A 26,967-nucleotide genomic window follows, 5' to 3' on the forward strand; every position below is an offset into this window, starting at 1 on the left:
GATGAGTTTGATGAGCTATTTTAACCCTGTGAAGAACAGAAAAATTCATCAACAATAAATAGAAAAACCTTATTAGTAACTATGAAATCCAACATTATCAAACTCCATCGCACCCTTTTTGCCTTATTTATTACAAGCTTTACGGTGATTATTTTGACGGTTGCTTTATTGAGCAATCTTAAGCCATTTGATGATATAAAGTGGTTAGATGTTATCGGTGAAGGTGGTATTGCGTTAATTACGCTTTGTTGGTTACTTGTGACACTGCATACCCGTCCGAAAGGCAAACTTACCTTGCTGTTATTTATCGGCATTATGATGGTGCACTTTTCAATGTTACTGGATGTACTTGATGAATTTTATCGCTATAAATCCGATTTCCAATGGATGTCACGGATAGAAGCAATACCTGCTGTACTTGGTTTGATTATTATGAGTTTTGCATTAGTTTATTGGCACCGTGAACAACACATCATTAATAATCGACTTATTAAAAGTGAAAGATTCTATCGTGAACACAGCTTTTATGATTTTGTAACTGGTCTCTACTCAGCTAGTTATATGAAAAAACAAATTCAATCTGAGCTTTATCATTTCAACAATGACAACACTCCTTTTTGCCTTAGTTTAATCGATATAAAAGCGTTTGATGTTTACCTTAGAGAGCATGGTGTAGAAGCTGCTAACTCGCTTCTCAGTGATATTGGGAGCTTGATACAAGTTAACATTCGTAAATCGGACTTAGTTTGTCGCTACGCTGGCGACTTATTTATTGTGTTAATGCCAAATACACAACTATGCCAAAGTCATCTTATCAATCAACATATCGCCAATATGATTAGGCAACACGTTTTATACTTAAACTCTTCGTCAACTTACAGTGATATCAATCACACAACAATACAAGTTGAACAAGGGGATAATGTCGACAACTTACTACAGCGCCTAAATCGTTGTTTAGAAGTACAAAAGAAGGCGGCCTAATGGAGCGCAATAAGGCTTTTTTTGAGTGTAATAACGCTGTTATTCCCTGTACTGGCGTGCTACTTCCATTAGTATCTATGGCACAATTACAAGGTGTTTTGCCGAGTAAAATATTAAAAGGAACAGGGTTAAGCTACGAGGACCTTTTAAATAACCATTTAACCGTGAGCTTTGATCAGATAGATACAACCGTTGAAAATGTGTTTTCACTACTGCCTTACAATGAGTTTAGTTTTCAAATTGGCAAAAATTTCTTTTATCAAAATCACACTCCGATCAAAACAGCGCTTATCAATGCCAGTAGTTTAAATCAGGCTATTCGTATTATATCGCTCTACGCTGTGTCTTTTTTCCCTTACTGTAAGTTTGATAAGTTTGTTGTTGGCGATAAAACCCATTTTGTTATTAGTCATGGTGTAAAACACAGCTCTGAGTTTAGCGAACGATTTTTCATAGAAATATTGATCAGTAAATTAAGTAGTTACCTTAATTGGCGCTTTCCGGATTGTGAAATCACCATAGAATTACCGTTTACCAAACCCGCGCATTATGAGCAATATTTTGCCTACATAAAATGCCCAGTAGCTTTTTCAAAGCCGTTGTTTTTAATCACTTTAAAATCAGATTCATTAAATGCAAATCAGCAAAGTAGTTGCAAACTAATGCGCCAACAAGCGTTGCAAAATTTAAAAAAGACTTGTAAGGCGCAAAGCTTATTGAGCCAACTTGCAAAGCTTATTACAGAGCAGCCAACCACTACTTTGGAATCGGCTTCGGACTATTTTTCGTTAAGTACAGCAACATTCAAAAGAAAATTAAAACAACATAATACTAACTTTAAATATGAAAAAGATTTAGCTCAAAAGCATGCAACGTTATTTCACCTAATGCACACATCTGCATCTAATCAAACGCTTTCGGATAAGCTTGCAATAAGTGATTTAACTAATTTTCGTAGAATGTTTAAACGATGGACGGGAAAGACGCCAAACGAACTTCGTTTGGCGAAATAACTTAAGGTGCTTAACTTAGCGGAAACTAGGCATAATTGCTGGGAGCCCAGGTAATAAACCTACCAGCGCCATTACACCGGTTAAAACAACAAACATGATCATTGGAATAATCCAGCGATTCATTGATGTTAGTTCCTTGCTACGTTCTTTACAGCCGATTAATCCTAAGTTGTCTAATAGCATGGTCAGTGACCAACCAAACGCTGGATTCACAAGCGCTGAGGAAAATACCACGATAGCTGCTGACTGTGTTGTTTTACCTTCACGGGTCATTTCCATACCAGCTTCAAGCAATGGAATAAATACACCAACAATTAGTGCAACACACAATACTGGCTGCCAGATTGCTAAATCCATAGGGTAACCCCAAAGGCCTGCAATAATACAAAATACCGCTGTTAAAATGGCGCCTGCCGGAATAGGCCTTTTTGCAATCGCAGCAGGCACAATGTATGTACCCCACGATGATGTAAAATTAGCACCGCCCATTAGTGAGCCAAAGGTCTGTCTAACAGAGGCACTTAACATAGTATCGTCAATATTCATTTGTACTTTTTCAGTGCGCTCTGGGTAACTAATTTTTTGAAACACTTGGTGACCTAAGAAATCCGGCGACCACATCGCAACGGCGAGCACAGCAAATGGCAATACCACAATAAAACTTTCTAATGTGGGTAAACCAAGCATCCACCCCGTATTTTCTCCCCACCAATACATCGGATCCATATTTGGTAAACCAGGGCCAGTTTTGAATTCAAATGGTGCACCTAATGCAAATGCCAAACCACCACCAAGTAAGCAACTTAAGGGTACTGCAAGCCAACGCTTTTTAAAATGCTCTAATAACGCATAAAGTAAAATAGTGGTAAAAATGATAATAAAGGCAATATGCTCCATATTTATGCCTTCTGCCCAAGCAAACAGTTTTTTGACCTGTGAGGTGGTGCCTATAAAACCTAAGTAAAGTAATAAACCACCACATACACCACGACTGGTTAATCCTGCTAAGACACTGCCGCCTTTACTTATTGCCAGCAATAAACCAAACGCACCAATTAATAAACCAAAAGCCATTGGGTGACCACCCGCAGCAACAACGATGGGGATTAATGGGATCAGAGGGCCATGTGTGCCCGCTAAATTTGCTGTTGGTAAGAAAAAGCCTGAAAACAATAAAATGAAAATGGAAACTAAAAGTAATTCATAGCGCACATTCTCCAAGATAAAGCTATCGCTTAGCCCAAGAGGCCCTGCAAATGTTGCTGCAATTGCACCAACCATAACCACTTTACCAATCGTTCCTGCCATGGCTGGAATAGTATCTTCTAATTCGAAGCGATAATCCCGAAACGGTAAATTAGGTCGCCAGCGTTTAGGCTGCATAATTTGTAACTCATGTTCGAGGTACTCATCGCGGCTGTTAAATTCACTACTTGGTTTATGGAGGGATTCATAACTTTGAGCTGTTACATCATCTTTGTTGGATTTTGCTGTTGTCATTACATCTCCTACTACGGATGTTAAATTACGGATGTTAAATTGGTAATGAAAACAGGGTAACGTAGTCAGTTCAGCTTGAGACTAAGCAATAAGTCGAGTAGTAATTTATAAATCAGCTAATATCGATTGGTTTATAGACAATATTATAACCAATAATGAGATAGCCCTTTATTTTAAAGGGTTAGATATGATGCTCACTATTTAAACTGGTTGTTTTTAACTCTTTATCTTTTAGTCTAATAGCGCACAAAAAAGGCCAATAAGTGTTCAGCGTATTGGCCTTATTGTAAAAGAAAACGTTAAAAATCTTTTGCAATGAGCTTAATGCAACTGAGCGCTTCATCAATTTGCTCGTCAGTTACATAAGGTGCAGGCCCAAGCCTTAGCTGATCACCGCGACTGTCTGTTTGAATGCCATGCTCTGCGAGCATTTTCACCCACTTCGCAGCTTGTTTAGTTGTAAGTGATAAGAACCCAGCATTATCGTTTATTGAATGACTTGGAACAGATAAAACGTTATCTGGTAAATCCATGTATTCAATGCCATGCCATAAACGCGCAATTTGCCCTTTGTTCACGTTAGACAAAACTTCGGCCGTTAAATTATGTTCTTTAAAAAACGTAAAAACCGATGCTGCACGATAGTGGCTTACAGGATCGTATGTTGAACCGGAAAATGCTGCTTGCCCTTTACCATAACCAACTTTACCTGGTGCTTGATCTAAACTTTCAAATTCAGCAAACCAACCTGTAATAATCGGGCTGCCATTATACCCTGTTGGAATACGCATAAAACAATTTCCCTCACCTGCTTGGCAATATTTATAGCCTCCACCGACGATAAATGCGCTGTCTAAACGCCAATCATAAAGATTAAATGGGATTACATTAAGTGCATGATAAGCATCAACTAAACACGGAATTGCTAAGCTTTTAGCCGCAATTGCCACATCGCCTACTCCATGAAAAATACGACTAGACGCAAAAAAAACGGCTGATACCATTACTGCATCGGTAGTTTCGTCTAGTTCATGTATCAGTCGTTCTGCTAAGGTCTCTGCAGGGTGAGTATCAACAACATTGATTTGAATATTGAGATCTTTCAACCTGTCTAACTGTCTTCGCATTGAATGAAATTCACCATTGGTCGTAACAATTTTAATCGGTGAATTCTTTTTGCTTTTAAAACACGCTAAATCTGATAAAAAACGCAGGATAAGCTCATGCGTTGATTGTCCTAAAGCAATCTGAGCATTTGTCTCACCCACCAAATCACGATAAAAATCTCGAACGATCTCAGCTTTTTCAAACGCTGCGCCCCATTTATCATCAATGTGTTTTGCAGCATCGCTAAAACACGCTAAAAGGCCATCTTTTGCAACATTAGGCCATGCTTGATGGGAATGCCCAGATAATAAAATTCGGTTGCTTACATCAAATTCTGAGTAATAAGGTTGTAGTTGTTCTGCTTTCATTTTTATTTCTCTTAAAGCTTGGTTCTAAGTTCAAAAAGCTCAGGGAAGAAACTAATATCAAGCGCTTTTTTCAAAAAGGCAACGCCAGATGAGCCGCCCGTGCCAACCTTATTGCCAATAATGCGCTGCACTGTATACATATGTTTGAAGCGCCATTGTTGGAAACTGTCTTCTATATCTACCAGTTTTTCGGCAAGTTCATATAACTCAAAATATTTATCAGCATCTTTATATACTTCAAGCCATGCGTTAAGCACCGAATTATTGCTTTGGTAAGGTAAACTGACATCGCGACTTAAATGGCTAGCGTCAATATTAAGGCCATGTTTTTGTAAAATACTGATGGTCACATCATATAAACTTGGCGCATTTAAAATGGTTGATAATTCACTGTGCACTACTTCATCATTTTCATGCACTTTTAATAAACTGTGATTTTTGTTGCCTAGCAAAAACTCTAACTTTCGATAGCCGTATGATTGAAATCCTGAAGAGTGACCTAATGCGTCTCTAAACTTAAGATAATCAACAGGCGTTAACGTAGAAAGAATATTCCAAGATTGTGTGAGTTGATTAAAAATTTGCTTAACACGCGAAATTACTTTAAATGCATGACCAAAATCGCCATTATTTAAATTAGTAATTGCGGCACTAAGTTCGTGCCCTGCCAGTTTTAACCACAGCTCACTTGATTGGTGAATAACAATAAACAACATCTCATCATGCTGATCAGAAAGTGGTTTTTGTGCGGATAACACCTGCGATAATTGCAAATAATCACCGTATGACATATCGTCTTTAAAATCTGTGTGAATGTCTTTTTCTAACTCACGAAAGTTATGATGTGGGCAAGTCATTAGAAGCTCCAAAATTTATTATTAGTGTAGCGTGTTGTTATGCTCACGCCACTTTATATAACCCAAGAGAATAACTTAGATAACTCAGCTATTAGAGCATTATTTTTGCTTGCTGTCAGTGAAGCTTACATTCTTTAGCTAATGAACTTGTAAGATTTCAATGACACTTGTGTAAAGTGTATACTTTTATTTGTCATTTCAACTAATCAGACCTTTTATCCCGTGAATTTACTAGACAAAACCCAGCTAAAGCGCTAATATTCAAAACGCTTAAAACATAGATCAATCCCTATTACTGCGTTATTCCTGTTTACTCCTTTTTGAAAGTTGTACATAGAAGCTAGATGCGATATTAGCTGAAATATAAATTAAGCTCGGCGGTGATATTCACCACAATAAACACTTTTATAAAAGGTAAAAATTATGTCTAACAAAGTAAATGGCGTAGTAAAATGGTTTGACGAGTCAAAAGGTTTTGGCTTTATTTCACAAAACGATGGCGGCAAAGACGTATTCGTACATTTCCGTGCAATCCAATCAGAAGGCTTCAAAACGCTTACTGAAGGTCAAGCGGTAGCTTTCGAAGTTGAAGACGGCCAAAAAGGTCTTCAAGCTGCGAACGTTGTAGTACTTTAATTAGTCACTACAAAGAAAAAGCGAGTTTATAAACTCGCTTTTTTTGTGCCTGTTATTTATAAAAAACGGCTAGCCACACCGTTTCACTGTTATGATCTGTTTCAACTACTTTGTGTTTGCACCCAGCAGGGATCAAAAGGTTGTCACCCACATCTAGCTTTACTATGCTACCATTTTCAAATTCCAGCACCCCGTAACCACTTAGCACACAAACCCACTCATCTTCGTCTTGATCATACCAACCACTTTGTGGTGAAGATTGTCCGAAACTGACAATGCGTTCAATGCGAGTAGAAGAAGAATTTACGAGATCACTAAAGTGCTCTTGCGTTTTGTCCTTGGGTAAATTAGTAAAGAGGTTATTTTTATCAAGCATAATTACACCGAAATATCGTGTATCACTTGTTTTGCCAAAGCACGTAAATCCTCAGCCTCAGGGTGAGTGTAGCCATAAGTTCGCAAACCATAGATGCTCATGACTAAAAATCGAGCTCGACATTTTGCATCGCGAGAGCCACTAATTTCACCACGCTCTTGAGCCGCTTTAATAATGTTTTCTAGTCCTAATTGCCACCGTCTTAGCTGCGCTGTGACTAAAGTTTGTACATCTCTATCTTGCTCTGCAAGTTCATTCAATGCTTTTTGCAGTAAGCAAGAGGATTCCGGATCACAACTAATACACTGGTCAACAATATAATCTAAGTAGTGTGTTAACCCAGCTAATGGCGAATCAACACTGTCAAAAAAAGTATTAAAACAGGCACTAATATCGAGGTTATATTGCTCAATTGCTGCAAGCAGTAACCCTTTTTTGTTGTCAAACGCACAGTAAATAGAACCAGGATGGAGGCCTGTTGCGGCTTTTAAATCTTGCATACTAGTTTTATTAAAGCCTTTATGCATAAAAGCTTTCATTGCAGCTCTTAAAACAAATTCACGGTCAAATTCAGCGCTTCTCATTTATGGCCTCATAAAATATTACGCCTCAATATAACTTAATTTGAACATTTGTTCAAAAAAGTACTTGAACGAACGTTCAATAAAAGTTAATTTGAATAAGCATTCAAATTAACCACATGAGAACATTATGACAAAATCACTTTTTGACAAAGTGCAGCTTAATGCCGAAATAACCTTAGAAAATCGTATTTTAATGGCACCTTTAACCCGTTGTATGGCAGATGAAAACTTGGTGCCAACACAGCAAATGGCAGATTATTATGCCAAAAGAGCCGAAGCGGGACTGATTATTTCAGAAGCAACAATTATTCGTGCTGATGGTCAAGGCTACCCTAATACTCCTGGTATTTTTACAGCTGAACAAATTCAGGGCTGGCAACGTGTTACACAAGCCGTACATAACAATGGCGGAAAAATTTTTGTACAGCTTTGGCATACAGGCCGCGTAGCACACCCGCATTTTTTCAATGGTGATACTGTTGTTGCACCAAGTGCGTTAAAAGTTGATGGCACGGTGCCGCGCATGCGTGAATTAGAATATATCACCCCAACCCCATTAAGTGAGTGCCAAATTGAGCAATTAGTAAATGACTATGCACAAGCAGCCAGCAATGCAATTGATGCTGGGTTTGATGGTGTAGAAATTCATGGTGCAAATGGCTATTTAATTGACCAGTTTTTACACTTTGATAGTAACCAACGCGATGACCAATTTGGTGGTAATCCTCAAAATATGTCTCGATTTGCACTACTTGTTGTTGATGCCATAAGCAACCGTATTGGTGCTAAGCGCACAGCCCTTCGTGTTTCTCCAGGTGCCTATTTTAATATTTCTCCGGACCCACGTGATCGGTCAGTATTTGATTATCTTTTAAATGAACTGGCAGATCGTGAACTTGCTTATTTGCATATCGGTATCTTTGATGATGCGCTTGAGTTTGATTATTTAGATGGCCGAGTATCAGACTATGTACGTAAAAACTACCCGCATACATTAGTTGGTGTTGGCGGCTTTACTGCAGAAACCGGCCTAGAGGCAATAAATCAAGGACGATTTGATTTACTGGCCATTGGTCGTCCATTTATTGCGAATCCTGATTATGTTGCAAAAGTTAAATCAGGTAACGAGGTCGTTGCATATAACGATGAAATGCTAAAAGAATTGATTTAATCGTTTACAAAAAGGCATGTTTTACATGCCTTTTTAGTTATTAAACGTAATTTCGAAATTTAATGCGCCCTAGATAGGTCTTGTTTGTAACCTTAACAATAGGACTTACTAAATGCGAAATTTCCTTATCTTTCTTTTTGTACTTATACCTAACCTTGTTTTTGCCAAATCAATTGCCGAATCAAGTGATACAGTCTCGCCATTATTGAATGGACAACTCATACCAAATATTAACGTTACAACGCTAGATGGCAGTAGCCAAACGCTCTCAGCTTACTTGGATAATCAAATGACTATTTTATTTTTTTACCGCGGTGGCTGGTGCCCATTTTGTAATACACAAATGGGACAGCTCAAAAAAATAGAACCTAAGTTAAAAGCAATGGGTTATAAATTAGTTGGTGTATCTACAGATGCCCCGCAGGATTTACAAAAAAGCATTTCGAAAATGGCTTTACAGTATGATTTATTATCTGATTTTAACAGTGAGCTGAGCCAAGCGTTTGGTCTTGCATTTTTTACCGATGAAGCAACGACAAAACGCTATGTTAAACGCCTAGATTTAACCAACCCGCTTAAGAAAAATGGATCGGGTGATGCTCGTTTAGTTTTACCTGTCCCTGCAATATACTTAATCGATGAAAATGGTCTAGTTCAATTCAATTATGTTAATCCAAACTTTAAAGTAAGGCTGCACGAAGAAGTTTTGCTTAAAGCTGCTGAAATTTATCAATAAACAGCAATTTTAATACTACAAATTAAAGCTTAACTATACTTATTGGCAAATTGATATGTTTTTATCCAATGGAATTGTAAATGGCACACAGCCAAACAAGCTCACAAAATCAAGCATGCGATTTGCCAATTTTACCAACAATACTTGTCGAATTGATGAGTATTCCACAAGATGATGCTGACTATTTTTCAAAAATTGAAAAACTTGCTGAGCGTGATCCGCCTCTCGCACTCAAAATTATTCAACTCAGTAACACTGCCAAACACGCAAGTGTAAAACCCATTCGCAGTATCAAAGAGGCAATAGTGAGAATGGGCAGTAAAGAAGTATTTAACTTAATTAACCTAGTGGCATTAACAAAAGTCTTTGTACCTACCAGTAACTTTGAAAAAGAGCTATGGCGCCAATCACTTATTTCTGCAGAACTATTAAAAACAACTTATGAGATTTTGCTTCGTAACGTGATTACGGCAGACATGGCTTATTTAGTTGGTTTATTACACGACATTGAAATTACACTAAATCATAAGCATTATGTAAAAGATTTTGAGCATTTAAGCGACTTAAGCTGGTATTTACCAAAGCCCTATCAAAAGCATCGGATAGCATATTTGCTACGTCAACATGCTTTTAACGGCGCAAAAGTATGTAAACATTGGCACATTCCAAGCCCTATTCCTGAAATTATTTATTTCCATCATCATGATGTTTTGCCCGAAAAGTTTAAACAGTTTACGCCATTGCTTGAAACCATTCGCAGAGTACAGTTTTGTGATCTAGTGACCCAAACTTATTGCCAATGTAATGAATTGAATATTCAAGAAATCCAATCTCTTATTGATAAAAGCAAGATTCTTACTGACTGGCAATCTCACTACAACAACTTTAATTTGTTGTATGACGCTATACCAAGCGCACTAAATACTGCAAACCAAAAATACGCAATGTTAGCAATTTAAATAAAATTGTATGTGCTATGACTGTTTTATTAGTACTTATATGAAGGCTTAAATGCGTTTGTTTACAGCAGGATAAATTGTCCTACACTTTAATAAAACACTCACTCTCGTAGCTTATGAAATTAAAAACAGCTTTTATTAGCTCACAAATCGCCCTTTTGATTAGCTTCTTTGTTGTTTTAATCTCCGGTGCCATTATCTATCACAACGTTACAAATCACTATCAAGTTACCCAAACTCTTAATGATTATAAGCAAATTCTATCGGATACCATTAACCTTCAACACGAGTTTACCCTTGACCGTGACGAACAAATGCAAGATTGGTCAACGGAACAGTTTGCCGATTTTTCTCAAATACATTTTGAGTTATTACAACTAGTTAAGCACAACGAAATAGCAGAACGTTTGCTTATGCAAATACAAGAAGCGGTAAGAAATTTTGAACAAAACTTACGCTTGCAGCTATCTATTCAAAAAAAATTAGGGTTTGACGAAGACCAAGGGATCAGGGGGAATTTCCGTAATTCTATTCATGCTATACAAAACGTTAGCCAGCAAATAAACGACCAAAAACTTGAGCTATTAATTTTAGAATTAAGAAGACGTGAAAAAGATTACTTATTACGCTGGAAACCAAAATATTTAGAATTGCACAAAGAAATTTTGGTTGAGTTAAAAGTGTATTTGCAAACTCACGATAATCCTTCAAAAGAAGAACTGCTTACTTATTTAAAAGAATATGATGTTAACTTTACCCAATATACAGCTTTTTTAGAGCAAATAGGTCAAGCATCCGCAAAAGGCCTTGCTGGTAAAAACAAGTTGCTATCGCAAGTTATTAACGAGCGCTACACCAATCTTTCGCTTTACTTGAACAAACAATCTATTGATAGCAGCAAAGAAACACTTATTCTAACCTTTTCCATCACTTTTATCTTTTTAGCATTAAGTTTAGCGGGCTCGTTCTTTATCAATAAACGGATTGGCTATGGCTTATTTAAACTAAACAGTTTTATTACGGCAATTTGCCAGTCTGATAGCTTTTCGATGCGTACCAATTTACGTGGTGACGATGAAGTCACTGACCTTGCAAAAAATATAGATAAATTACTTACCCATATTGAAGAATTAATAAATCGTCTCAACCTTGCACAAAAACGTTTGATTGAAGATGCCAAAATGGCGAGTTTAGGTTCGATGGTGAAAGGTTTTGCCCACGAACTAAATACCCCACTTGGTATTGCAATTACAAGCGAATCACACTTGCGCGAACAAGTGGAACATTTAAAACAAGCATTTGACCAAGGCACATTACAAAAAAACACCCTTCAACAAATGATTTCGGATGCGGATAATTGCCTAAGCTTAATGGAATCAAACCTTAACCGCTCGGCCAGTTTAATTAATAGCTTTAAGCAAGTTGCTTCGCATCAAGAATACGATGAACTGGTTGAATTTAATGTAGAAACATTTTTAACAAATTTATTCTCAAGTCTAAAACATGAACTTGAAAAGTACGATGTTGCTTATTCAATTGATGTTACAAACGGCTTAGTGGTGCGCAGTTATTTAGGGGCTTTCAATCAGATATTTACTATTTTGATCATTAATAGCCTTCGCCATGGTGCTCGTGACAATGAAAAACTAAATATTGAAATTGTTGCCAAGATGGTTGGCGCTAGTTTGCATTTTAGGTATATCGATGATGGTGTTGGCGTTAAAGAAGATTTACTGGACAAAATTTTTGAGCCATTTGTTACAACCAAACGCGCAAAGGGAGGTACAGGACTTGGCCTTAGCATTGTTTATAATTTGGTAACACAAAGGCTTAATGGTGAAATCGAGTTTCAAAGTATTGAAGGCGATGGTGTGTGTATTTATCTGCATTTTGATGAGGTTGATTATAGTCTTAAATTTGAAGAATAAATGTCAGCAAAAGAAATCTAACTGAGTAAGCGTCATTTTTATGTTAGGCTGAGCTTGTTTGAAAACAACATAATTAAGCTATGGATAAATCAGTAACTCAGTTTGTTAATTTACTTAAGCAAAGTGATTTAGCAGCGCTGAAAATATTTTACCAACAACAGCCTGAAGCGACTCAAACAAAGCTACAACTTTTTTTAGCTTTACAAGCAAGTAAAAGCACAGATACTTTTGATTACTTTCAATTACTCAGCGTTAAACTATCTGATGGTAAAAGAGTACCATTAGAGTTGATTTCACAAATAAAAAATATTAACAGCCTTTCTTTCTTTACCCCGTTATTACAAACAATGGCTAATTTTGCAGTGCAAGATAATAAAAAGCGCAATGTACTTCATTACCTGTTTGTAGCTAGAGGTTCATCTGAGTGTGTGCCATTTACTTATTTAAGATCGTTATTATTATTTGAAAGTAACTTATTTTTACCAAAAGCATTAATACAAACTGAGTCGAATAACTTAACGCCACTTGAGTGTTATTTACATTTAAATATTCAGGGAAACGTTTTGCCTGATCACGAACTAACGGCATTTATGGCCCTAATTGAAATAGAGCAATCACAACGGCCTGTTACTTCTGAAAACTTAACGTTAGCACGCACACGCTTTCAAAAACAATTAAATGATTTTGAATTAAGTGAAGGGTATATAGAGCAAAAAGCGCTTTTATTGGCGAGTTATTACGGTGTTTCAATCAACGATATTAAATTAAACATTAAATTCTAAAAGAGTTATTTGGTTAGCGTAATCTCGTTATGATAAAACAACCATAACGAGATTAAGTTGCTATTTAAATAGTGCTAGCTAATACCAGCCTACTTTAGTTTATGTTCTACAAGGTATTATTTACCCAACGACCTTTATACACTACTGCATTCACTTTAATGTCTTTTAGTTTAATAGGCTCGATGTTAAAAGGGTCTTCTTCTAAAATTGTGAAGTTGGCTGTTTTTCCCACTTTTATTGAGCCAATAAATTTTTCTTGATTAAGCGTTCTTGCTGCATCTAATGTGATTGCTTTCATAGCCGTAAATACATCAATGCGTTGTTCTTGCGATAATGCATTTCCTTCAGCAACAACTCGATTTACCGCCGTCCATGCTAATGTTAGTGGCTCAGCAGGTGCCATAGCAAAATCAGAGTGAAATGAAACTGGTATATTGCGTTTTGATAGTTCTTTAATTTGTACCAGGTTCTCAGCACGCTCTTTACCAAGACCGACTTCAGAATATTTAGTTGCAAGAGCCCATAAATAATAAGGGTTAACTGACGTTTCAATATTTAGTTTTTTAATTTGCTCTGCTAAATCTGCGTCAAAATAGCCCATATGATGAAGCGTAAAACGGTGGTCTTCTCTAGGTAACGCCTGCTGATCTTTAATATTGAAATCTAATACCTGTTGAATACCTTTATCGCCATTTGCATGCACATGAATTTGATAGCCTTTATTCCAATAGAAAGATAACTGCTCTTGAAATAAATCAAGCGGAGTCATCCATTCGCCTTTGAACTTGTTGCTCAAATACGGTGCTTTCATCTGCATTGCTAAAGAATAAATGGCGCCATCTGAAAACAACTTAACTTGCTTTGGTGCAAAAGTAATATTGTGGGTATTGTATTTTTCAGGCAGCTTGCTCATGGCAACTTCAGCCTTTTCATTACTGCCACCCGCCATAGTGTAGAGTTGCGTACCATTTGGAATAAGCAAAACATCATAAGGTGGATTAGTATCCATTTCTTTTTTAAGTAAGCTATATTCCATATTAAAATCAGAACTTGGGAAACCTGGTTCGCTTACCGTTGTGATGCCATTTTTAAGCATCAACTGTGACATCAAGTTTAAGCCTTCACTATAACTTTCTGGGTTAAGTAAGTAAGGCGCAATTTTAGGCACTAACGCAAGCCAACCACCTTCATAAAAGTGCCCTTTTTGCCAATTAACCTGTTTATTACCAGTAAAATCATCTTCCTTAATTTTGAACAGTTTTATTGCTGCATCGTTAATAAAAATTTCGTGAAAAGAGCGGTGGATAATGCCAACAGGTTTATCACTTGCTAATTTATTCAGTACATCTCGATTAAGTTCACCATGCCACAGTTGATGATAACCCCAAATAAAATGCATTTGGCCAGGCGATGCCTTAGCAATTGAGTCTTTTATCCCTTCAATAAATGCTTCTGGGGTTTTTGCCGCTTTTGTAACACCATTTGGTTTATTCCAGGCATGTGGGGCAACAGTGTCATTCGGTAGCATTAATGCAGCAATTGAGGGGTGTAGATGGGGTTCAATAAACCCAGGCATCATGGTCTTGCCTTTTAAATCAACCATAGATACCTTGCCATGAAGATGTTTTTTAACATCATTTAGCTTGCCTACTTGCGTAATCTTGTCATTTTCAACTAAAACAGCATCTACATACTGTGGCTTTTGACCTTCCATAGTGATAATTTTGCCGCCACTATAAAGTACTTGTTCAGTTTGTTTAGTTGCAGGCTCTGCATAAAGAAATGGAATATTGAATACACCCAGCATCAATAACGATGCTTTCGTTAACTTTTTCATAGTCCCTCCATGAGACAGGTTTGTATTGAATTTACCTAATAAAAAACAGTTTCTATTTTAGTAACTAACATAAACAAATAGTATGAAAATTCAACGTTTATTTGATTTCACTCAAGCCATATTAAAAGAACGACTTGATACGTTATTAACAAAAACGATCTTCAGCTTGTAATATTTACGCTATGACTAAGCATTTGATTTGGAAAATGAGAGTTGGTGAGGGTTAACACACCCGTTAAACTAACCGAAAACGTTATAAATCTGCAAATTTCAAAGCTAATAAAAAGCCCTTATCAATTTATACCGAGAATATTTAATAAATAGCGTAGTAGCGATTTATATATCCTATTTATGCCACTTAGTTACGCTAGTTGCACTTAAAGATAATGATTTTTATGATGAAAATTTTGGCTGTAAGTAGGACCATATGGATCATTTAGATAAGTGTGTTAATTCCGATATCTCTGATACCTATTAAAACATCTAAATTATGATAAACAGATTGTAAGGATTGAAGATACTATTCATTGTGTCTTTAATTTATACGAACAATATAACCTCCATTACTGCTTTCTATGCCTTGAATTCATACTCGCAGATTAGCTTCATTGTACTAAACTCAATAATTAAACATAGGAATTAGCAATGTTAGAACGTAGGGTAAAACAGCCAAAATTCAACGAGCATCAAAGCCGCTTAACCCCTTTTCAAAAAGTGGCTGTTATGGACTTATACAGTTACGGATATGATTTGGCTTTTGTGCGAAAAGAACAAGATGAAAGTATTGCGGTATTAACATTAGATGGCAACATAGCGATTGTACATGAAGATGGTGAAGTAGAGTCAGCTAACGACTTGCCTATTCGTTAGCAATGTTGACATTTATGCGCTTCAATCTGAAGTACACTTTCTTTAACTAAGAATTCTTTTAATAAACACTTTTCGACGGCTAATTGGCAAAGTTCGTGGTGCATTTCTTTTGTGCAACTTGGTTTTAAAACAATATGTGCACCAACAATGGTTTTACTGCCCTTTTTGTCAACCGTTACGTTATGCACACTACTAATATGCTCTAAACTAGACAGACGAGATTCAATTTTAGTTGCATCAGGTAATTCTCTATCCGATTCAAGCAAGCCTTCAATGCATTTTTTTATTACACGAAAACCAGTAATTAGTACAAAGCCAGCGATAAAGATACTAGAGAAAATATCGATATCCACCCAACCTGTAAAATAAATTACAATACCTGCGGCAAAAGTAAGTACCGTCGATAACAAGTCTAAGAAACTATGCAAGAACACAGCATAAACGTTTACACTTTCTTTGCGACCTTGATAAAGCACATATGCAGATGCTGCGTGAAATAAAAAACCTAATCCAGATACTGCTGTCATTAAAAAAGTATCTACTTCATGGTTATGATTTTCATGATTTATTAATTTACTGGTACTGGCAAAAATAATCGTAGCGGCTATCGCTAAATAGAATATTCCATTTACTAAACCACCGATTAATTCGGCCTTTTTATAACCGGTGTTATAATTTTTAGCTAAATGAATAGCAATGCTCGATGCAATTAGCGCCACAACAAGCGAGCTGTTATGAACAAATAAATGCCCTGCATCCGCAAGTACAGCCATAGAATTGGCAAAAAATGACGCAATAAATTGGATCACCATAAATGTGCTAGTTATTGCAAGCGCAATTAAAAGACGACGCCTTGCAGTTTTATGGGTGGTGATGTCTGTCATGAAAGGGAAATAAGCTAGAAACTAAAATGTTATATTGTCTCAATTATACCGTTTAGTTCAGACAAAATCACTCTAATCGCTTCTAAAAGCCAAAATAAAATGATAGATTTTGCATATTGCATACAATAAAGAGAATTTTACTATGACAATCGGTGTCGGTGGCAGCACAATCGAACAAGCTTTAGCCAAGCTTGAAAATATGACGCAACATGTTAAACCAATATCAAATGACGAGCTAAACTCACGCATTGCAAAAGCACAAACATTAATGCAGCAACAAGGCATTGCAGCAATGTATATTGATGCTGGTACTAACCTAACCTATTTCACCGGGTTAAAATGGTACAAGAGCGAACGTTTAGTAGGCGCTATTTTACCTGCAAATGGCGACCTTTGTTATATTGCACCTCATTTTGAACAAGGCTCACTCAATGATTATATGAAAATCCAAGGTGATTTTTATGGCTGGCATGAACATCAAAGTCCTTATCAGTTATTAGGTGATGTTTTAAATAAATTAAATATCACTGAAGGTAAAATCGCGGTAGATCCTAGCGCAGGATTTTTCTTAGTAGATGGCATCATTAAAGCCAATCCAGCGTTTAATATCATTAATGCAGATGTAGTCACTGCACCATGTCGTGAGTGTAAATCAGCATCTGAAATCGCCTTAATGCAAACGGCTAAAAATATGACTTTAGAGGTTCATAAAGCAGCTGCAAGCATACTTAAGCCAGGTATTACAACAAAAGAAGTTGAAGCATTTATCAACCAAGCACATAAAAAGGTAGGCGCATCAGGGTCTTCATTTTGTATTGTGCTTTTTGGTTTAGCAACTTCGTTTCCTCACGGTGTAAAAGACCCACAAGTACTACAAGAAAATGATTGGGTTTTAATCGATACAGGCTGTATTGTTGAAGGTTACCATTCAGATATCACACGTACCTACCCGTTTGGCGAAGCAACACAAGAGCAACGTGTTGCTTGGCAAGTTGAAAAAGAAGCGCAAATTGCTGCATTTAACGCGGCTAAAATTGGAGCACCTTGTGAAGTAACCGATGCTGCCGCACGTGTTGTACTTGAAGCCGCGGGTTTTGGTCCTGAATATCAGTTACCAGGCCTACCACATCGTACAGGTCATGGTTGTGGTATGGATATTCACGAATCACCTTATCTTGTTAAAGGTGACACAACGCCACTTGCAAAAGGTATGGTGTTCAGTAATGAACCTATGTTGGTTATTCCAGGCAAATTTGGTGTTCGTTTAGAAGATCATTTTTATATGGATAGTGATGGGCCAAAGTGGTTTACAGAACCATCATATAGCATCGACGACCCATTCGCACTTGCTGCCAAATAACAATAAAAAAGCCGCTTCAATGCGGCTTTTTTAAGATTGTAATCCTTGATATAAATTTTGATGTTCCGAGCGGTGTAAATTAAATAAAAATTTTCGAAGACGATCACGTCCGCGTTGCACTTTAGCAATTTTTGCTGCAACTAAGTCTCGCTCCACGCGCACAGTTTCAAACTCAAGAGAAACAACTTCGTCATTTGGTAAATTAATACTAAGTGACTTTTCATTAAGAATACGTTTTAGGCTTCGTCTGTCGCTTACTCTAAAAGCAATACCGGTACTAGAGAGCGACAACAGATCATGATTTTTGCCCTTTTGATCTTTAAGAGAAACATTATTGAAATCGCCACCACGCCAGCTGCGTTCACCATTTTGAAGGTCAACTATTTCTGGTGTACCTAAAAGCGGTTTAAATTCACCATCTTCAATCGTCATTTCGAGTGGAAACCACAATTGGTAGTGACTAATTTCAGCAAGTAGCGTTAGCTTAGATTGTTCAAATACTTGATATAAACTTGTCGGAATATCAGATTTCACACTGAGTGCATGCCCAGAATGAAGTGTATCGTCAGGTAATTGCCTATCCGAAAACATTCCAGAAAAAAACTCAAGTTCTTCTTTTGATAATTCCATAGCATTTGCCTTATTCAATTTGGTTGAGCCTTTCTTTGTTTATTTTTTTTAGAGGAGTAGTCGGCTCGCCACATCAAATGTCCCCAAAAAGTATAAGAAACTCTACCGAAAAACTTGATTTAACTCAATGTTTGCACAGCGTTTTTGTGCATTTAACATACAAAATAAATTGTTTTTTGTACCATTTATTTGACAGAACAGTGAATTTTTACTACTGCAGATGAATCTTTTTGTTAGTTCGCCTCACTATTTTGTGACTAGTCGTTTATTAATTAACTTTTTAAGTTAATTACTGTAAATAACGTGAAAATTTATCTTGAAGGATCTCACATGAAAAAGTCTTTTCTAGCATTAGCCTTAGCGGCAACTACTGCAATGCCTGTTGCTGCAGAACAGTTTAACTTTAATACGACAACAACATCTGACTCAGATACCTTGGTTGTTTTTAAACATGAAAACCAAATCAATGATGTTTTTTCGAATTACCCATTTGCAGCCCAATTAGCAGAGGCTATTAAAGCAAACGACTTTAGCGGTAAGTTCGCGAGTAAATTAGAAGTAATTGCACCGCAAAACAGCATTTATAAGCGTGTGATTGTGATCGGGTTAGGTGAAGATAATACACTTGAACAAGCAGAACTGACTAAACTTGGCGGCCAACTTTCAGGCATGCTTGAGAAGAAATACATTGAAAACATAGCAGTAGATACAGGCTCATTTGGCTCTAACGATGTTGCACTACTTGCTCATGGTATTAACCTTCGCGCATACCGTTTTGATAAATATCAAAAAGAAAAGCGTGATGAGAAAACATATACCTTTATCACACAGCAAGCAGATGAAGCAAAATCACACTATCAGCATTTAGCGAACATCGAAAAAGGTGTTTTTCTTGCACGCAATTTAACATCTGAAGTTGCAACAGAAATGACACCTGTAGATTTTGCAAATGAAGCTAAGAAGCTGAAGAAAATTGGTGTTAAAGTTTCAGTTTTAACACCTAAAGAGATGAAAAAACTTGGCATGGGCGCACTTGAAGCTGTTGGTCGTGGTAGTAGTGAAGGTTCTCGCTTAGTTATTGCTCATTACAAAGGTAGCGATGACGCTCCAATTGCCCTTGTTGGTAAAGGAATCACCTTTGATTCAGGTGGCTATAGTATTAAGACAGGTTCTTCAATTGCACGAATGAAGTCGGATATGGCAGGCGCAGCTGCTGCTCTTGGTACAGTAAAAGCACTTGCGCTTAACGAAGCAAAAGTGAATGTTGTTGCTGTAATGGGTATGGCTGCTAACATGGTTTCAGAAACGTCAGTTGCACCAGGTGATGTTGTTCGTACTGCTGCTGGTCATTCTGTTGAGATCTTAAATACTGATGCTGAAGGCCGTTTAGTACTATCTGATGCCCTTTGGTATGCACGCACCGAATTTGAACCAAAAGTAATGGTTGATATCGCAACATTAACTGGCTCAAAAGTACGTGCAGTAGGTAACCGTTATGCTGCCATTTTCTCAGATGATGATGCTTTAGTTGAATCACTTACTGTTGCAGGTAAGCAAGTAAACGAAAATTTATGGCGTTTACCGCTTGGCTATAAAGATATGCTTAAGAGCCCTATTGCAGATTTTGCAAATATTGGTTCTGGTGGTCCTGGTGCTACAACAGCAGCAACATTCTTACAACAGTTTGTTGGCGATACTAAGTGGGCACACATTGATATAGCAGGCAATGCACTTGCATCATCAGATAAAAATGAAGTACCAAAAGGTGGTACCGGCTACAGTGTGCGGTTATTAACGCAGTGGATTGAAAACCAATCTAAGTAAGCTTTAATTAACAAAAGTGGGCATTGCCCACTTTTTTATTGAAGTGCCAACTAGAGTTGCCATGCGTAACTAAATTTTGTGAAGAATGTACGCTCGTTTGCTTTTAAATGTTGCTCATCATCTTCGGCATAGCCATTATCTGAATAGCCTAAGTAAAACAGCGTTTGTGGGTTTATCTTGTAAGAATAAATTAGTTGCGTTGCAAAATCGCGCTCTTTACTGATTGGGTTAATTTCATCTAAAGGTGAGTCACCATATCTACCCATTTCATACTGCACCACAAGTTTTAACATACTCTGCATATTAAATTTCATATTGATGCGAAAATCCGTTAAGTTCACTCTAAACGATAATGAGTCATCTAGCTTCATTTCACTGTAGGTATGTTCAAGCTTGAATTGTAAATAATCGTTATAATCCCAAGTCATCCCCGGATTTAAATACAACGAATCGCCAAGCTCTGCATTGCGAAAATCAATTTTATCGCCTACTCGGCCATAAAATGTGAACTTCAAATCACCATATGGTTTAACTGTAAACCATAAGTCGAGCAAGTTTTCATCGTAATAACGTGAAATGTACTTAGATTCTCGAGTTAAAAAAACAAGCTCACTGTTTATATTATAAACCGCTTCGATCCCTAGATAAATTTCAAATTCTTTCTCTAAACGATCGCCATGCTGTTCGTAAGTTATATCAAAATCACCGCTAACCCAATAATCTGTGATTGCATCGCCCTTTGGCATATACCAATGATAACCGCCACCAAACAAACTTTTGTTATACCCTGCTTTAGTAATAAACCCTAGATCACTGCGGAAGTCCTCATCAATTTGCTGGTAAGATGCAACTAGATCATACGCTTTAGTGTCGCGTTCGAATTTTACCGATAACGCATGACCCGATTGGTTTTTAGCTAAATCAAAATCGGATACTAACTCATCTGAGTTTTCGGTATCTGAATACGCCACTTGATAACTGATTTGATCTTGCTCTGACAAATAAGTCGCACCGTCAAAAGACGCTAAATTGTTGAAATAATTTTCACTTTGGCGACTGGTTACTAACAAACCGATATTATCTCGTGCGCCGTAATCAAGTTGATATCTGGCAATACCTGCATGGGCTTTTTCTTTAATAACAGCAAAATCAGAGCCCTGTGAACCAGGTAAAATAACCGCACTTTGTTGATCATCGGCATAGAGCACGCCATATGAATGCACGCCAGATTTACCGGTAATTTTCGCGCCTACATCAGGGTCAGCAATATTGCGTGTGTGTACTAAGTTTAATAATTCAGTTTCGAACGAATCTGCCCCGTCCAAAAAGAATGGACGCTTTTCTTCATAAAATAAGGCAAATGTGGTGTTTACATCTAATTGTCCGGCATCGGCTTCAATCTGCGAGAAGTCTGGATTAATGGTGGCATTTAAAATAGCATCAGAAGTTAAGCCATAACGAATATCAAGGCCAGGTTCAAATTCGGCGTCACCATTTTCCCAAGCATCACCTGTATCTCGTTTATCATTACGCGATGCAGTCAATGTGGGGGTTAATTGTAAATTCTTACTTGGTTTTGCGTTTTCTAAACCCGTAAGTTTATCGAATTGACAGAAACTACATTTAATATCGTAATCAAATTTAATGTTTGAATATTGATTGCGTACTTCCCTTGGCATGTTGCGATAAAGAGATAAACCCCATGTTTGTTTACCTTCAACAAGGGGGAAACGAATAGCTGTAAATGGAATAATCATTTCAACAGTATAACCGTCATCGCTTATCTGTGTTTTAGCGTCCCAAATAGCATCCCAAGATGGGTCTTCCATCCAAGTACCATAATCGGTCATACGAGCATCGGCTTGCGCACCTAACGCATTAACATAGAATTGATAACCTGTGCGTTCATCGTTAAAGGTGTCAATCATTAAAATAACATTGTCATCAGACCAAAGATCATCCCGGTCTCGAATTGAAGCACGTATTTTTTCTGGATTTGGATCAAACGCTTTAAACGCAACATATAGCTGATCCCCATCTTCATAAATCCAAGCATGGGTTTTTACTTTTGCAGCAATACCCTCTACAGGTTCTACTTCCCAGGGTAAGTCGATAAATGTTGCCTGCTGCCAATGTGGTTCATCTAACACACCATCTAACGTAATTGACGAATTAATTCTTTGGAGTTGATAGTTTTGTTTTGCCAACAACGGAGAGCTTACCAACAAGAAAAAAATTGCTAACATCCAAGACAATTTTTTCACACCGTATCCTTACTAAAGTTTAAAATTTTGTTAACTTTTCCAATTAAGCAATTCTAGTGCCAAATACCTATTGATGTAAACTCATAATTTATAATGATTTTTATAACGTTGATGATTTAATGCATCTCATTATTTCGTCGAATTTTCTTGAACTTAAGCATGCTTCTGCTTAAAGTAGCTGGTGGATAAAAAATAGATAGATAAAAGCATGGACCGTACAGTTAAAAAAGGAATTCTTCATTTACTATTGCTAGTTGGTATTTGTTGCTCTTCTGTGGTTTTTGCAATTACTGATAACTCTCTGTCGGCCAAAATAACCAATATCCAAAAACAAGTTGATCTTGGTCAACAAATTGACGCCTTTTATTTACTCACACAAAATAACGCATTAAACGATGAACAACACGCTCGTGTGCTTCATCTTATCGCATCAAATTTAGCTCAATCAGGCAAACTCAATGAGGCCATTACACCGCTTGATCAAGCACTAACCCTCACACAGAATAAAGCAAAAATTGCCGATATTCATAGGCTTCTTGGCTTAATTTATTACTATATCAATATTCCTGAAGCCGCCATTAAGTATTACAACTTAGCGCTTCTTTATCAGCTAGAACAAAACGAACAAGTCAAAGTAGCAAATTTAGAAAATAATATTGCCCTTGCTTATGAAAAACTAAACCAATTTTCAAGAGCCCTAGATTATTACCAACAAGCTGAGCCTAGATATGCCCAATTTGGCACAAAACAAGATGTTTTAGATATCCAGCTTAATCGCGCAGGCTTGCTTTCAAAGCTTGGTCATAATTACGATGCTATATCACTTTATCAATCGCTATTAGAAGAACATTCAAAAGAATTAGACCAAGTCTCCCTTATATTGGCACATAGTAATATTGCCGTTTCACTAACAGCTGTTGGCGAAGCAAAAAAAGCTGTTTACCATTTAGAGCAGGCAAAAACACTACTTGAGTCAAACCAAGACACCTATCAACTTGCATCTGTCGAACTTAATTTAGCAGATAGCCATATTTGGCTTAATAATTTTCAACAAGCAAGAGTCCATATAGTTGATGCGGCTAAATTAAATGAACAACTTAACAACCCAACAATCAGTTTTAGTGTTGCATACCATCGTTCGCGAATTGCTGTGGCATTAAACGAGCCAAATATCGCATTAGAACAAATAAATAAAGCAATTGAGCTTGCGAAAAAATTTAACTATAAACATGAATTACAAAGGGCGTATAGCCACGCATTAATTGTTTATGGAGCAAATGGTCTAATTGAAAAGGCATATGCCATTCGTGAAAATCAACTGCTTTTAAACAATGAGATTAAAGAGCAAAAAATGAAAGAGTTGCTCAGTAAAGAGCAATCAAAGAAAGATCGCGTTGATTTAGCTGACCGTGTTTCTGAGCTTGAAAAGGGTAACCAGGTCCAGAGGCTGGCAATTGAAAAATCCAAACAACAGCGAATTTTTTTCATCGTTGCAGGACTTTTAACTGTTTTACTTATTGTTGCAGCTCAGCGCCGTGCTCATGAGCGTAAAGCAAAAAAACAATTAGAAATAATTGTTGATAAACGTACCGCTGAATTACAGCAAACCAGTGAGCATTTAAGACAAGCCAGTTTAGTTAAATCAAAGTTTCTAGCCAATATGAGCCATGAAATTCGTACGCCGCTAACCGCAATTATTGGCCATTCAGAAGCTATGAGTAATAGCCATTACGATATGCGTAATTTTAATAAAGACCTTCGTATAATCAATAATAATGGCAAACATCTACTTGATTTAATTAATGATATTTTGGATATTAGCCGGATTGAAGAGAACAAGTTAGAACTTGATATCACTACCTTTAACCTCAATTGTTTAATTGAAGAAATCAATGCTATGTTTACAACATTAGCTGAGAAAAAACATATTCAATTTCAAATTATTAATAGCCTAGATGAAGATTTCGCTATTAAAGCAGACCAATTCCGTTTAAAGCAGATCCTTTTAAATTTATGTTCTAACGCAGTTAAATTTACTGATAAAGGCAGTGTTACATTATCAATTCGTGAAACCTTCACCGGCGTTCGCTTTAACGTGATTGATACCGGTATCGGAATGGAAGAAAAGCAGCTAGAAGAAATTTTTGACAGCTTTACCCAAGGTGATAGCAGCATCACACGTCGATTTGGTGGCTCAGGACTTGGTCTTTGCCTATCTGAACAATTAGCTAATTTAATGAGTGGTTCTATTTCAGTAACAAGCGAAGTAAATAAAGGTAGCGAGTTCACTCTTCATCTAAACGTTGAGAAAAGTACACTGGCCAAACCAACCAATCAATTAAAACGTGATGACAAGGCTATTTTTGAAGGTAATGTATTAATTGCTGAAGATCATGAAGATAATCGAGAACTAATCTCAAGGTTATTAACCCATTTAGGTCTCAACGTATTTGCTGTTGCTAATGGTAAAGAAGCCGTTGAAGCCTGCAAAAATGGCCGCTTTGATTTAGTTTTATTAGATATTCAAATGCCTGTACTTGATGGCATTGGTGCCTTAAAACAACTTAAGCTTTCTGGTTTTACGCAGCCTATCGTCGCTATTACTGCCAACACCATGCAACATGAAGTCGCAAGCTACCTTGAACAAGGCTTTTCAGATCACATTAAAAAACCCATAGAGCAAGATAATTTCATTTCAACATTACAGAAATATGTTAGCTACGACAGTAAAACGCGTAGCCACAAAGCGGTAAATTTTGCTAGTCAAATTGATAATAGTGATCTGTCGGAGAATTTTATTGCCAGTTTAGATGAAGAAAAAGCTGCATTAAAAGCGCTTTATCTAGCGCAAAATTGGCCTGAGTTACAGCAAGCATTACACAAATTACGTGGTGCAGCTGCCATGTTCAACTATCACTCCATCGAAGAAGCTGCAGATTACTTTGAGAAAGCACTTAAATACAATGATAAAGATGCATTCCCCGAAGCATTTGAAGGTATTGAGTTTGCCCTATCAACACAAAGTTAAGCTAGCACATAATCTCATCTTGTTTTAATTAGGCATCAGCATAATTTCTATTTTAAAGGGAAGTTAATTCACATGGATAAACTCTTAGTTTTAGGTATCGTATTTCAAATATTCTCGGTATTACTTATTTTATTTGCGGGTAATAAAAAGACGTATTTTAGTCAAAAGATAAAACAAATTGGCCAAGCGCTTACTATGGGTTTATCACTTATTTTGATTACTCACTTTAGTGCTCCAATGAGCACGTTTGCTCAAAATGTTGTTTTTGCACTATGCATGTGTGTAATTGTGATATCACTTGTTAAATTTCTCTTAATCTTAAAAGAGTCAAGTGCGCCAAAATAAAATTAATTTACTGTTAAATATAAAAGCCTTACTCCAACGCCATCAAGTACTAAAAATGACAAGTAGCTTGGCATTAACTCAATTATTAAACTCTCGCATCAAGTAGCATGTGCCTTTACCAATTTACAAAGGCACATGCCTTATACTTTCACTTTAAAGCGTGAAATAAGCGCTGAAAGCTCAGACGCTAAATTGTTTAACTGTTGTAACTGTGCTTTGTCTTCAATTGCAATTGCGTTGAATTGACGTGATAGGTCAGCAATCTCTACCGCCGATTCATTAATATGTTGGACAACGCTATTTTGTTCTTCCGTTGCAGTGGCAATCTGTTGGTTCATATCTTTTACATCGGTAATACACGAATCAATTAATGCCAATGTTTTGCTAGATTCAAGCGAACTATCACTCACAGCTTTCGTTGTTTCGTAGCCATTAGCCATTGCAGCCAAAACGACTTCTGTTGATGTTTGGAACTGTTCAATTTGACTTCTGATCTGTTGCGTAGAGCCTTGTGTTTTACTTGCAAGGGTTCTAACTTCATCTGCAACAACCGCAAAGCCTCTGCCCTGCTCGCCCGCGCGTGCTGCTTCAATAGCTGCATTAAGAGCAAGTAAGTTTGTTTGCTCTGAAATCGCATTAATAACATCAACAATAGAGTTAATTGATTCAGCTTGTTCAGCTAAACGTTGAATATCCTGATGTGCATTTTCAATAACCTTGGTCAAAGCTGCCATCGCACTGGCATTAGCATCAATTTGAACCATACTCTGTTTGGTATTTTCTACCGCTTTTTCACTCGTCCTCGCAGTATCAAGTGCTAAATTTGATACTTCTGAAACTGTTGTGCCCATTTGAGTAATCGCCGAAGCGACTTGCTCACTTAAACCATCTTGTTGATATGATAAATTAGTAACCGTTTCAAAC

Annotated in this window: 23 protein-coding genes; 13 read left to right on the plus strand and 10 right to left on the minus strand. The window is 37.0% G+C overall.

The window, feature by feature from the left end:
- Positions 1–81 precede the first annotated feature (81 nt).
- Together ON073_RS07730 and ON073_RS07735 are read left to right on the plus strand one after the other, a co-directional pair.
- Positions 82–984, plus strand: coding sequence for a GGDEF domain-containing protein (locus ON073_RS07730; protein ID WP_274761305.1), 903 nt, complete (start codon positions 82–84; stop codon positions 982–984).
- The gene (locus tag ON073_RS07735; protein ID WP_274761306.1) at positions 984–1,997 is read left to right on the plus strand and encodes an AraC family transcriptional regulator; all 1,014 of its coding nucleotides are present in this window, start codon (positions 984–986) and stop codon (positions 1,995–1,997) included. Before ON073_RS07730 ends, ON073_RS07735 begins: the two co-directional genes overlap by 1 nt.
- A gap of 15 nt (positions 1,998–2,012) precedes the next feature.
- On the opposite strand, the gene ON073_RS07740 is transcribed toward ON073_RS07735, so the two are convergent.
- The 3 genes from ON073_RS07740 to kynA all read right to left on the minus strand — a co-directional run bounded on the left by ON073_RS07740 (position 2,013) and on the right by kynA (position 5,829).
- A complete protein-coding gene (locus ON073_RS07740; RefSeq protein ID WP_274761307.1) occupies positions 2,013–3,497 on the minus strand; it encodes a DUF3360 family protein in 1,485 nt (494 codons plus the stop codon).
- Between the two features lie 299 nt (positions 3,498–3,796).
- The gene (locus tag ON073_RS07745) at positions 3,797–4,972 is read right to left on the minus strand and encodes a kynureninase (protein WP_274761308.1); all 1,176 of its coding nucleotides are present in this window, start codon (positions 4,970–4,972) and stop codon (positions 3,797–3,799) included.
- 11 nt (positions 4,973–4,983) lie between these two features.
- Positions 4,984–5,829 (minus strand): tryptophan 2,3-dioxygenase, encoded by an 846-nt coding sequence (gene kynA / locus ON073_RS07750; protein ID WP_274761310.1) that lies wholly within the window; start codon positions 5,827–5,829, stop codon positions 4,984–4,986.
- Positions 5,830–6,252: 423 nt separating this feature from the next.
- On the opposite strand from kynA, the gene cspE reads away from it, so the two are divergent.
- Complete coding sequence (cspE, locus tag ON073_RS07755; RefSeq protein ID WP_274761311.1) at positions 6,253–6,465, plus strand: transcription antiterminator/RNA stability regulator CspE; 213 nt, start codon at positions 6,253–6,255, stop codon at positions 6,463–6,465.
- Positions 6,466–6,517: 52 nt separating this feature from the next.
- Here cspE and ON073_RS07760 read toward each other — a convergent pair whose 3' ends face one another.
- Both ON073_RS07760 and ON073_RS07765 read right to left on the minus strand, forming a co-directional pair.
- The gene (locus ON073_RS07760) at positions 6,518–6,841 is read right to left on the minus strand and encodes a cupin domain-containing protein (protein ID WP_274761313.1); all 324 of its coding nucleotides are present in this window, start codon (positions 6,839–6,841) and stop codon (positions 6,518–6,520) included.
- 2 nt (positions 6,842–6,843) lie between these two features.
- Positions 6,844–7,425: a TetR/AcrR family transcriptional regulator gene (locus tag ON073_RS07765; protein WP_274761314.1), complete on the minus strand. Its 582-nt coding sequence runs from the start codon at positions 7,423–7,425 to the stop codon at positions 6,844–6,846.
- A gap of 127 nt (positions 7,426–7,552) precedes the next feature.
- Here ON073_RS07765 and ON073_RS07770 point away from each other — a divergent pair, with 127 nt between their 5' ends.
- The 5 genes from ON073_RS07770 to ON073_RS07790 all read left to right on the plus strand — a co-directional run bounded on the left by ON073_RS07770 (position 7,553) and on the right by ON073_RS07790 (position 13,001).
- On the plus strand, positions 7,553–8,596 hold the full coding sequence (locus ON073_RS07770; protein ID WP_274761315.1) for an alkene reductase: 1,044 nt from the start codon (positions 7,553–7,555) through the stop codon (positions 8,594–8,596).
- Positions 8,597–8,708: 112 nt separating this feature from the next.
- On the plus strand, positions 8,709–9,332 hold the full coding sequence (locus ON073_RS07775; protein ID WP_274761316.1) for a peroxiredoxin-like family protein: 624 nt from the start codon (positions 8,709–8,711) through the stop codon (positions 9,330–9,332).
- A gap of 80 nt (positions 9,333–9,412) precedes the next feature.
- Positions 9,413–10,291 (plus strand): HDOD domain-containing protein, encoded by an 879-nt coding sequence (locus ON073_RS07780; RefSeq protein ID WP_274761317.1) that lies wholly within the window; start codon positions 9,413–9,415, stop codon positions 10,289–10,291.
- Positions 10,292–10,407: 116 nt separating this feature from the next.
- A complete protein-coding gene (locus tag ON073_RS07785) occupies positions 10,408–12,219 on the plus strand; it encodes a sensor histidine kinase (protein ID WP_274761318.1) in 1,812 nt (603 codons plus the stop codon).
- Positions 12,220–12,299: 80 nt separating this feature from the next.
- Positions 12,300–13,001: a hypothetical protein gene (locus ON073_RS07790; RefSeq protein WP_274761319.1), complete on the plus strand. Its 702-nt coding sequence runs from the start codon at positions 12,300–12,302 to the stop codon at positions 12,999–13,001.
- A gap of 106 nt (positions 13,002–13,107) precedes the next feature.
- On the opposite strand, the gene ON073_RS07795 is transcribed toward ON073_RS07790, so the two are convergent.
- A complete protein-coding gene (locus ON073_RS07795; RefSeq protein WP_274761320.1) occupies positions 13,108–14,838 on the minus strand; it encodes an amidohydrolase in 1,731 nt (576 codons plus the stop codon).
- A 645-nt stretch (positions 14,839–15,483) separates the two neighbouring features.
- On the opposite strand from ON073_RS07795, the gene ON073_RS07800 reads away from it, so the two are divergent.
- Positions 15,484–15,708: a hypothetical protein gene (locus ON073_RS07800; RefSeq protein ID WP_274761321.1), complete on the plus strand. Its 225-nt coding sequence runs from the start codon at positions 15,484–15,486 to the stop codon at positions 15,706–15,708.
- On the opposite strand, the gene ON073_RS07805 is transcribed toward ON073_RS07800, so the two are convergent.
- Entirely contained in the window at positions 15,705–16,592 is an 888-nt protein-coding gene (locus tag ON073_RS07805; protein WP_274761322.1) for a cation diffusion facilitator family transporter, read from the minus strand. The two genes, ON073_RS07800 and ON073_RS07805, sit on opposite strands and share 4 nt — an antisense overlap.
- Positions 16,593–16,734: 142 nt before the next feature.
- On the opposite strand from ON073_RS07805, the gene ON073_RS07810 reads away from it, so the two are divergent.
- A complete protein-coding gene (locus tag ON073_RS07810) occupies positions 16,735–17,952 on the plus strand; it encodes a M24 family metallopeptidase (RefSeq protein WP_274761323.1) in 1,218 nt (405 codons plus the stop codon).
- 30 nt (positions 17,953–17,982) lie between these two features.
- Here ON073_RS07810 and ON073_RS07815 read toward each other — a convergent pair whose 3' ends face one another.
- Positions 17,983–18,582, minus strand: coding sequence for a hypothetical protein (locus tag ON073_RS07815; RefSeq protein WP_274761324.1), 600 nt, complete (start codon positions 18,580–18,582; stop codon positions 17,983–17,985).
- A gap of 330 nt (positions 18,583–18,912) precedes the next feature.
- Here ON073_RS07815 and ON073_RS07820 point away from each other — a divergent pair, with 330 nt between their 5' ends.
- Entirely contained in the window at positions 18,913–20,406 is a 1,494-nt protein-coding gene (locus tag ON073_RS07820; RefSeq protein ID WP_274761326.1) for a leucyl aminopeptidase, read from the plus strand.
- Positions 20,407–20,456: 50 nt separating this feature from the next.
- Here ON073_RS07820 and ON073_RS07825 read toward each other — a convergent pair whose 3' ends face one another.
- Positions 20,457–22,670, minus strand: a complete 2,214-nt coding sequence (locus ON073_RS07825; protein ID WP_274761327.1) for a carbohydrate binding family 9 domain-containing protein — start codon at positions 22,668–22,670, stop codon at positions 20,457–20,459.
- 208 nt (positions 22,671–22,878) lie between these two features.
- Here ON073_RS07825 and ON073_RS07830 point away from each other — a divergent pair, with 208 nt between their 5' ends.
- Both ON073_RS07830 and ON073_RS07835 read left to right on the plus strand, forming a co-directional pair.
- Positions 22,879–25,698: a tetratricopeptide repeat-containing hybrid sensor histidine kinase/response regulator gene (locus ON073_RS07830; RefSeq protein ID WP_274761328.1), complete on the plus strand. Its 2,820-nt coding sequence runs from the start codon at positions 22,879–22,881 to the stop codon at positions 25,696–25,698.
- A 72-nt stretch (positions 25,699–25,770) separates the two neighbouring features.
- The gene (locus ON073_RS07835; RefSeq protein WP_274761329.1) at positions 25,771–26,043 is read left to right on the plus strand and encodes a hypothetical protein; all 273 of its coding nucleotides are present in this window, start codon (positions 25,771–25,773) and stop codon (positions 26,041–26,043) included.
- A gap of 140 nt (positions 26,044–26,183) precedes the next feature.
- Here the strand turns inward: ON073_RS07835 and ON073_RS07840 are convergent.
- The coding region (locus ON073_RS07840; protein WP_274761330.1) for a methyl-accepting chemotaxis protein at positions 26,184–26,967 on the minus strand (784 nt) is incomplete at its 5' end.

It is taken from the genome of Pseudoalteromonas sp. G4, assembly GCF_028875915.1.
GTDB lineage: Bacteria > Pseudomonadota > Gammaproteobacteria > Enterobacterales > Alteromonadaceae > Pseudoalteromonas.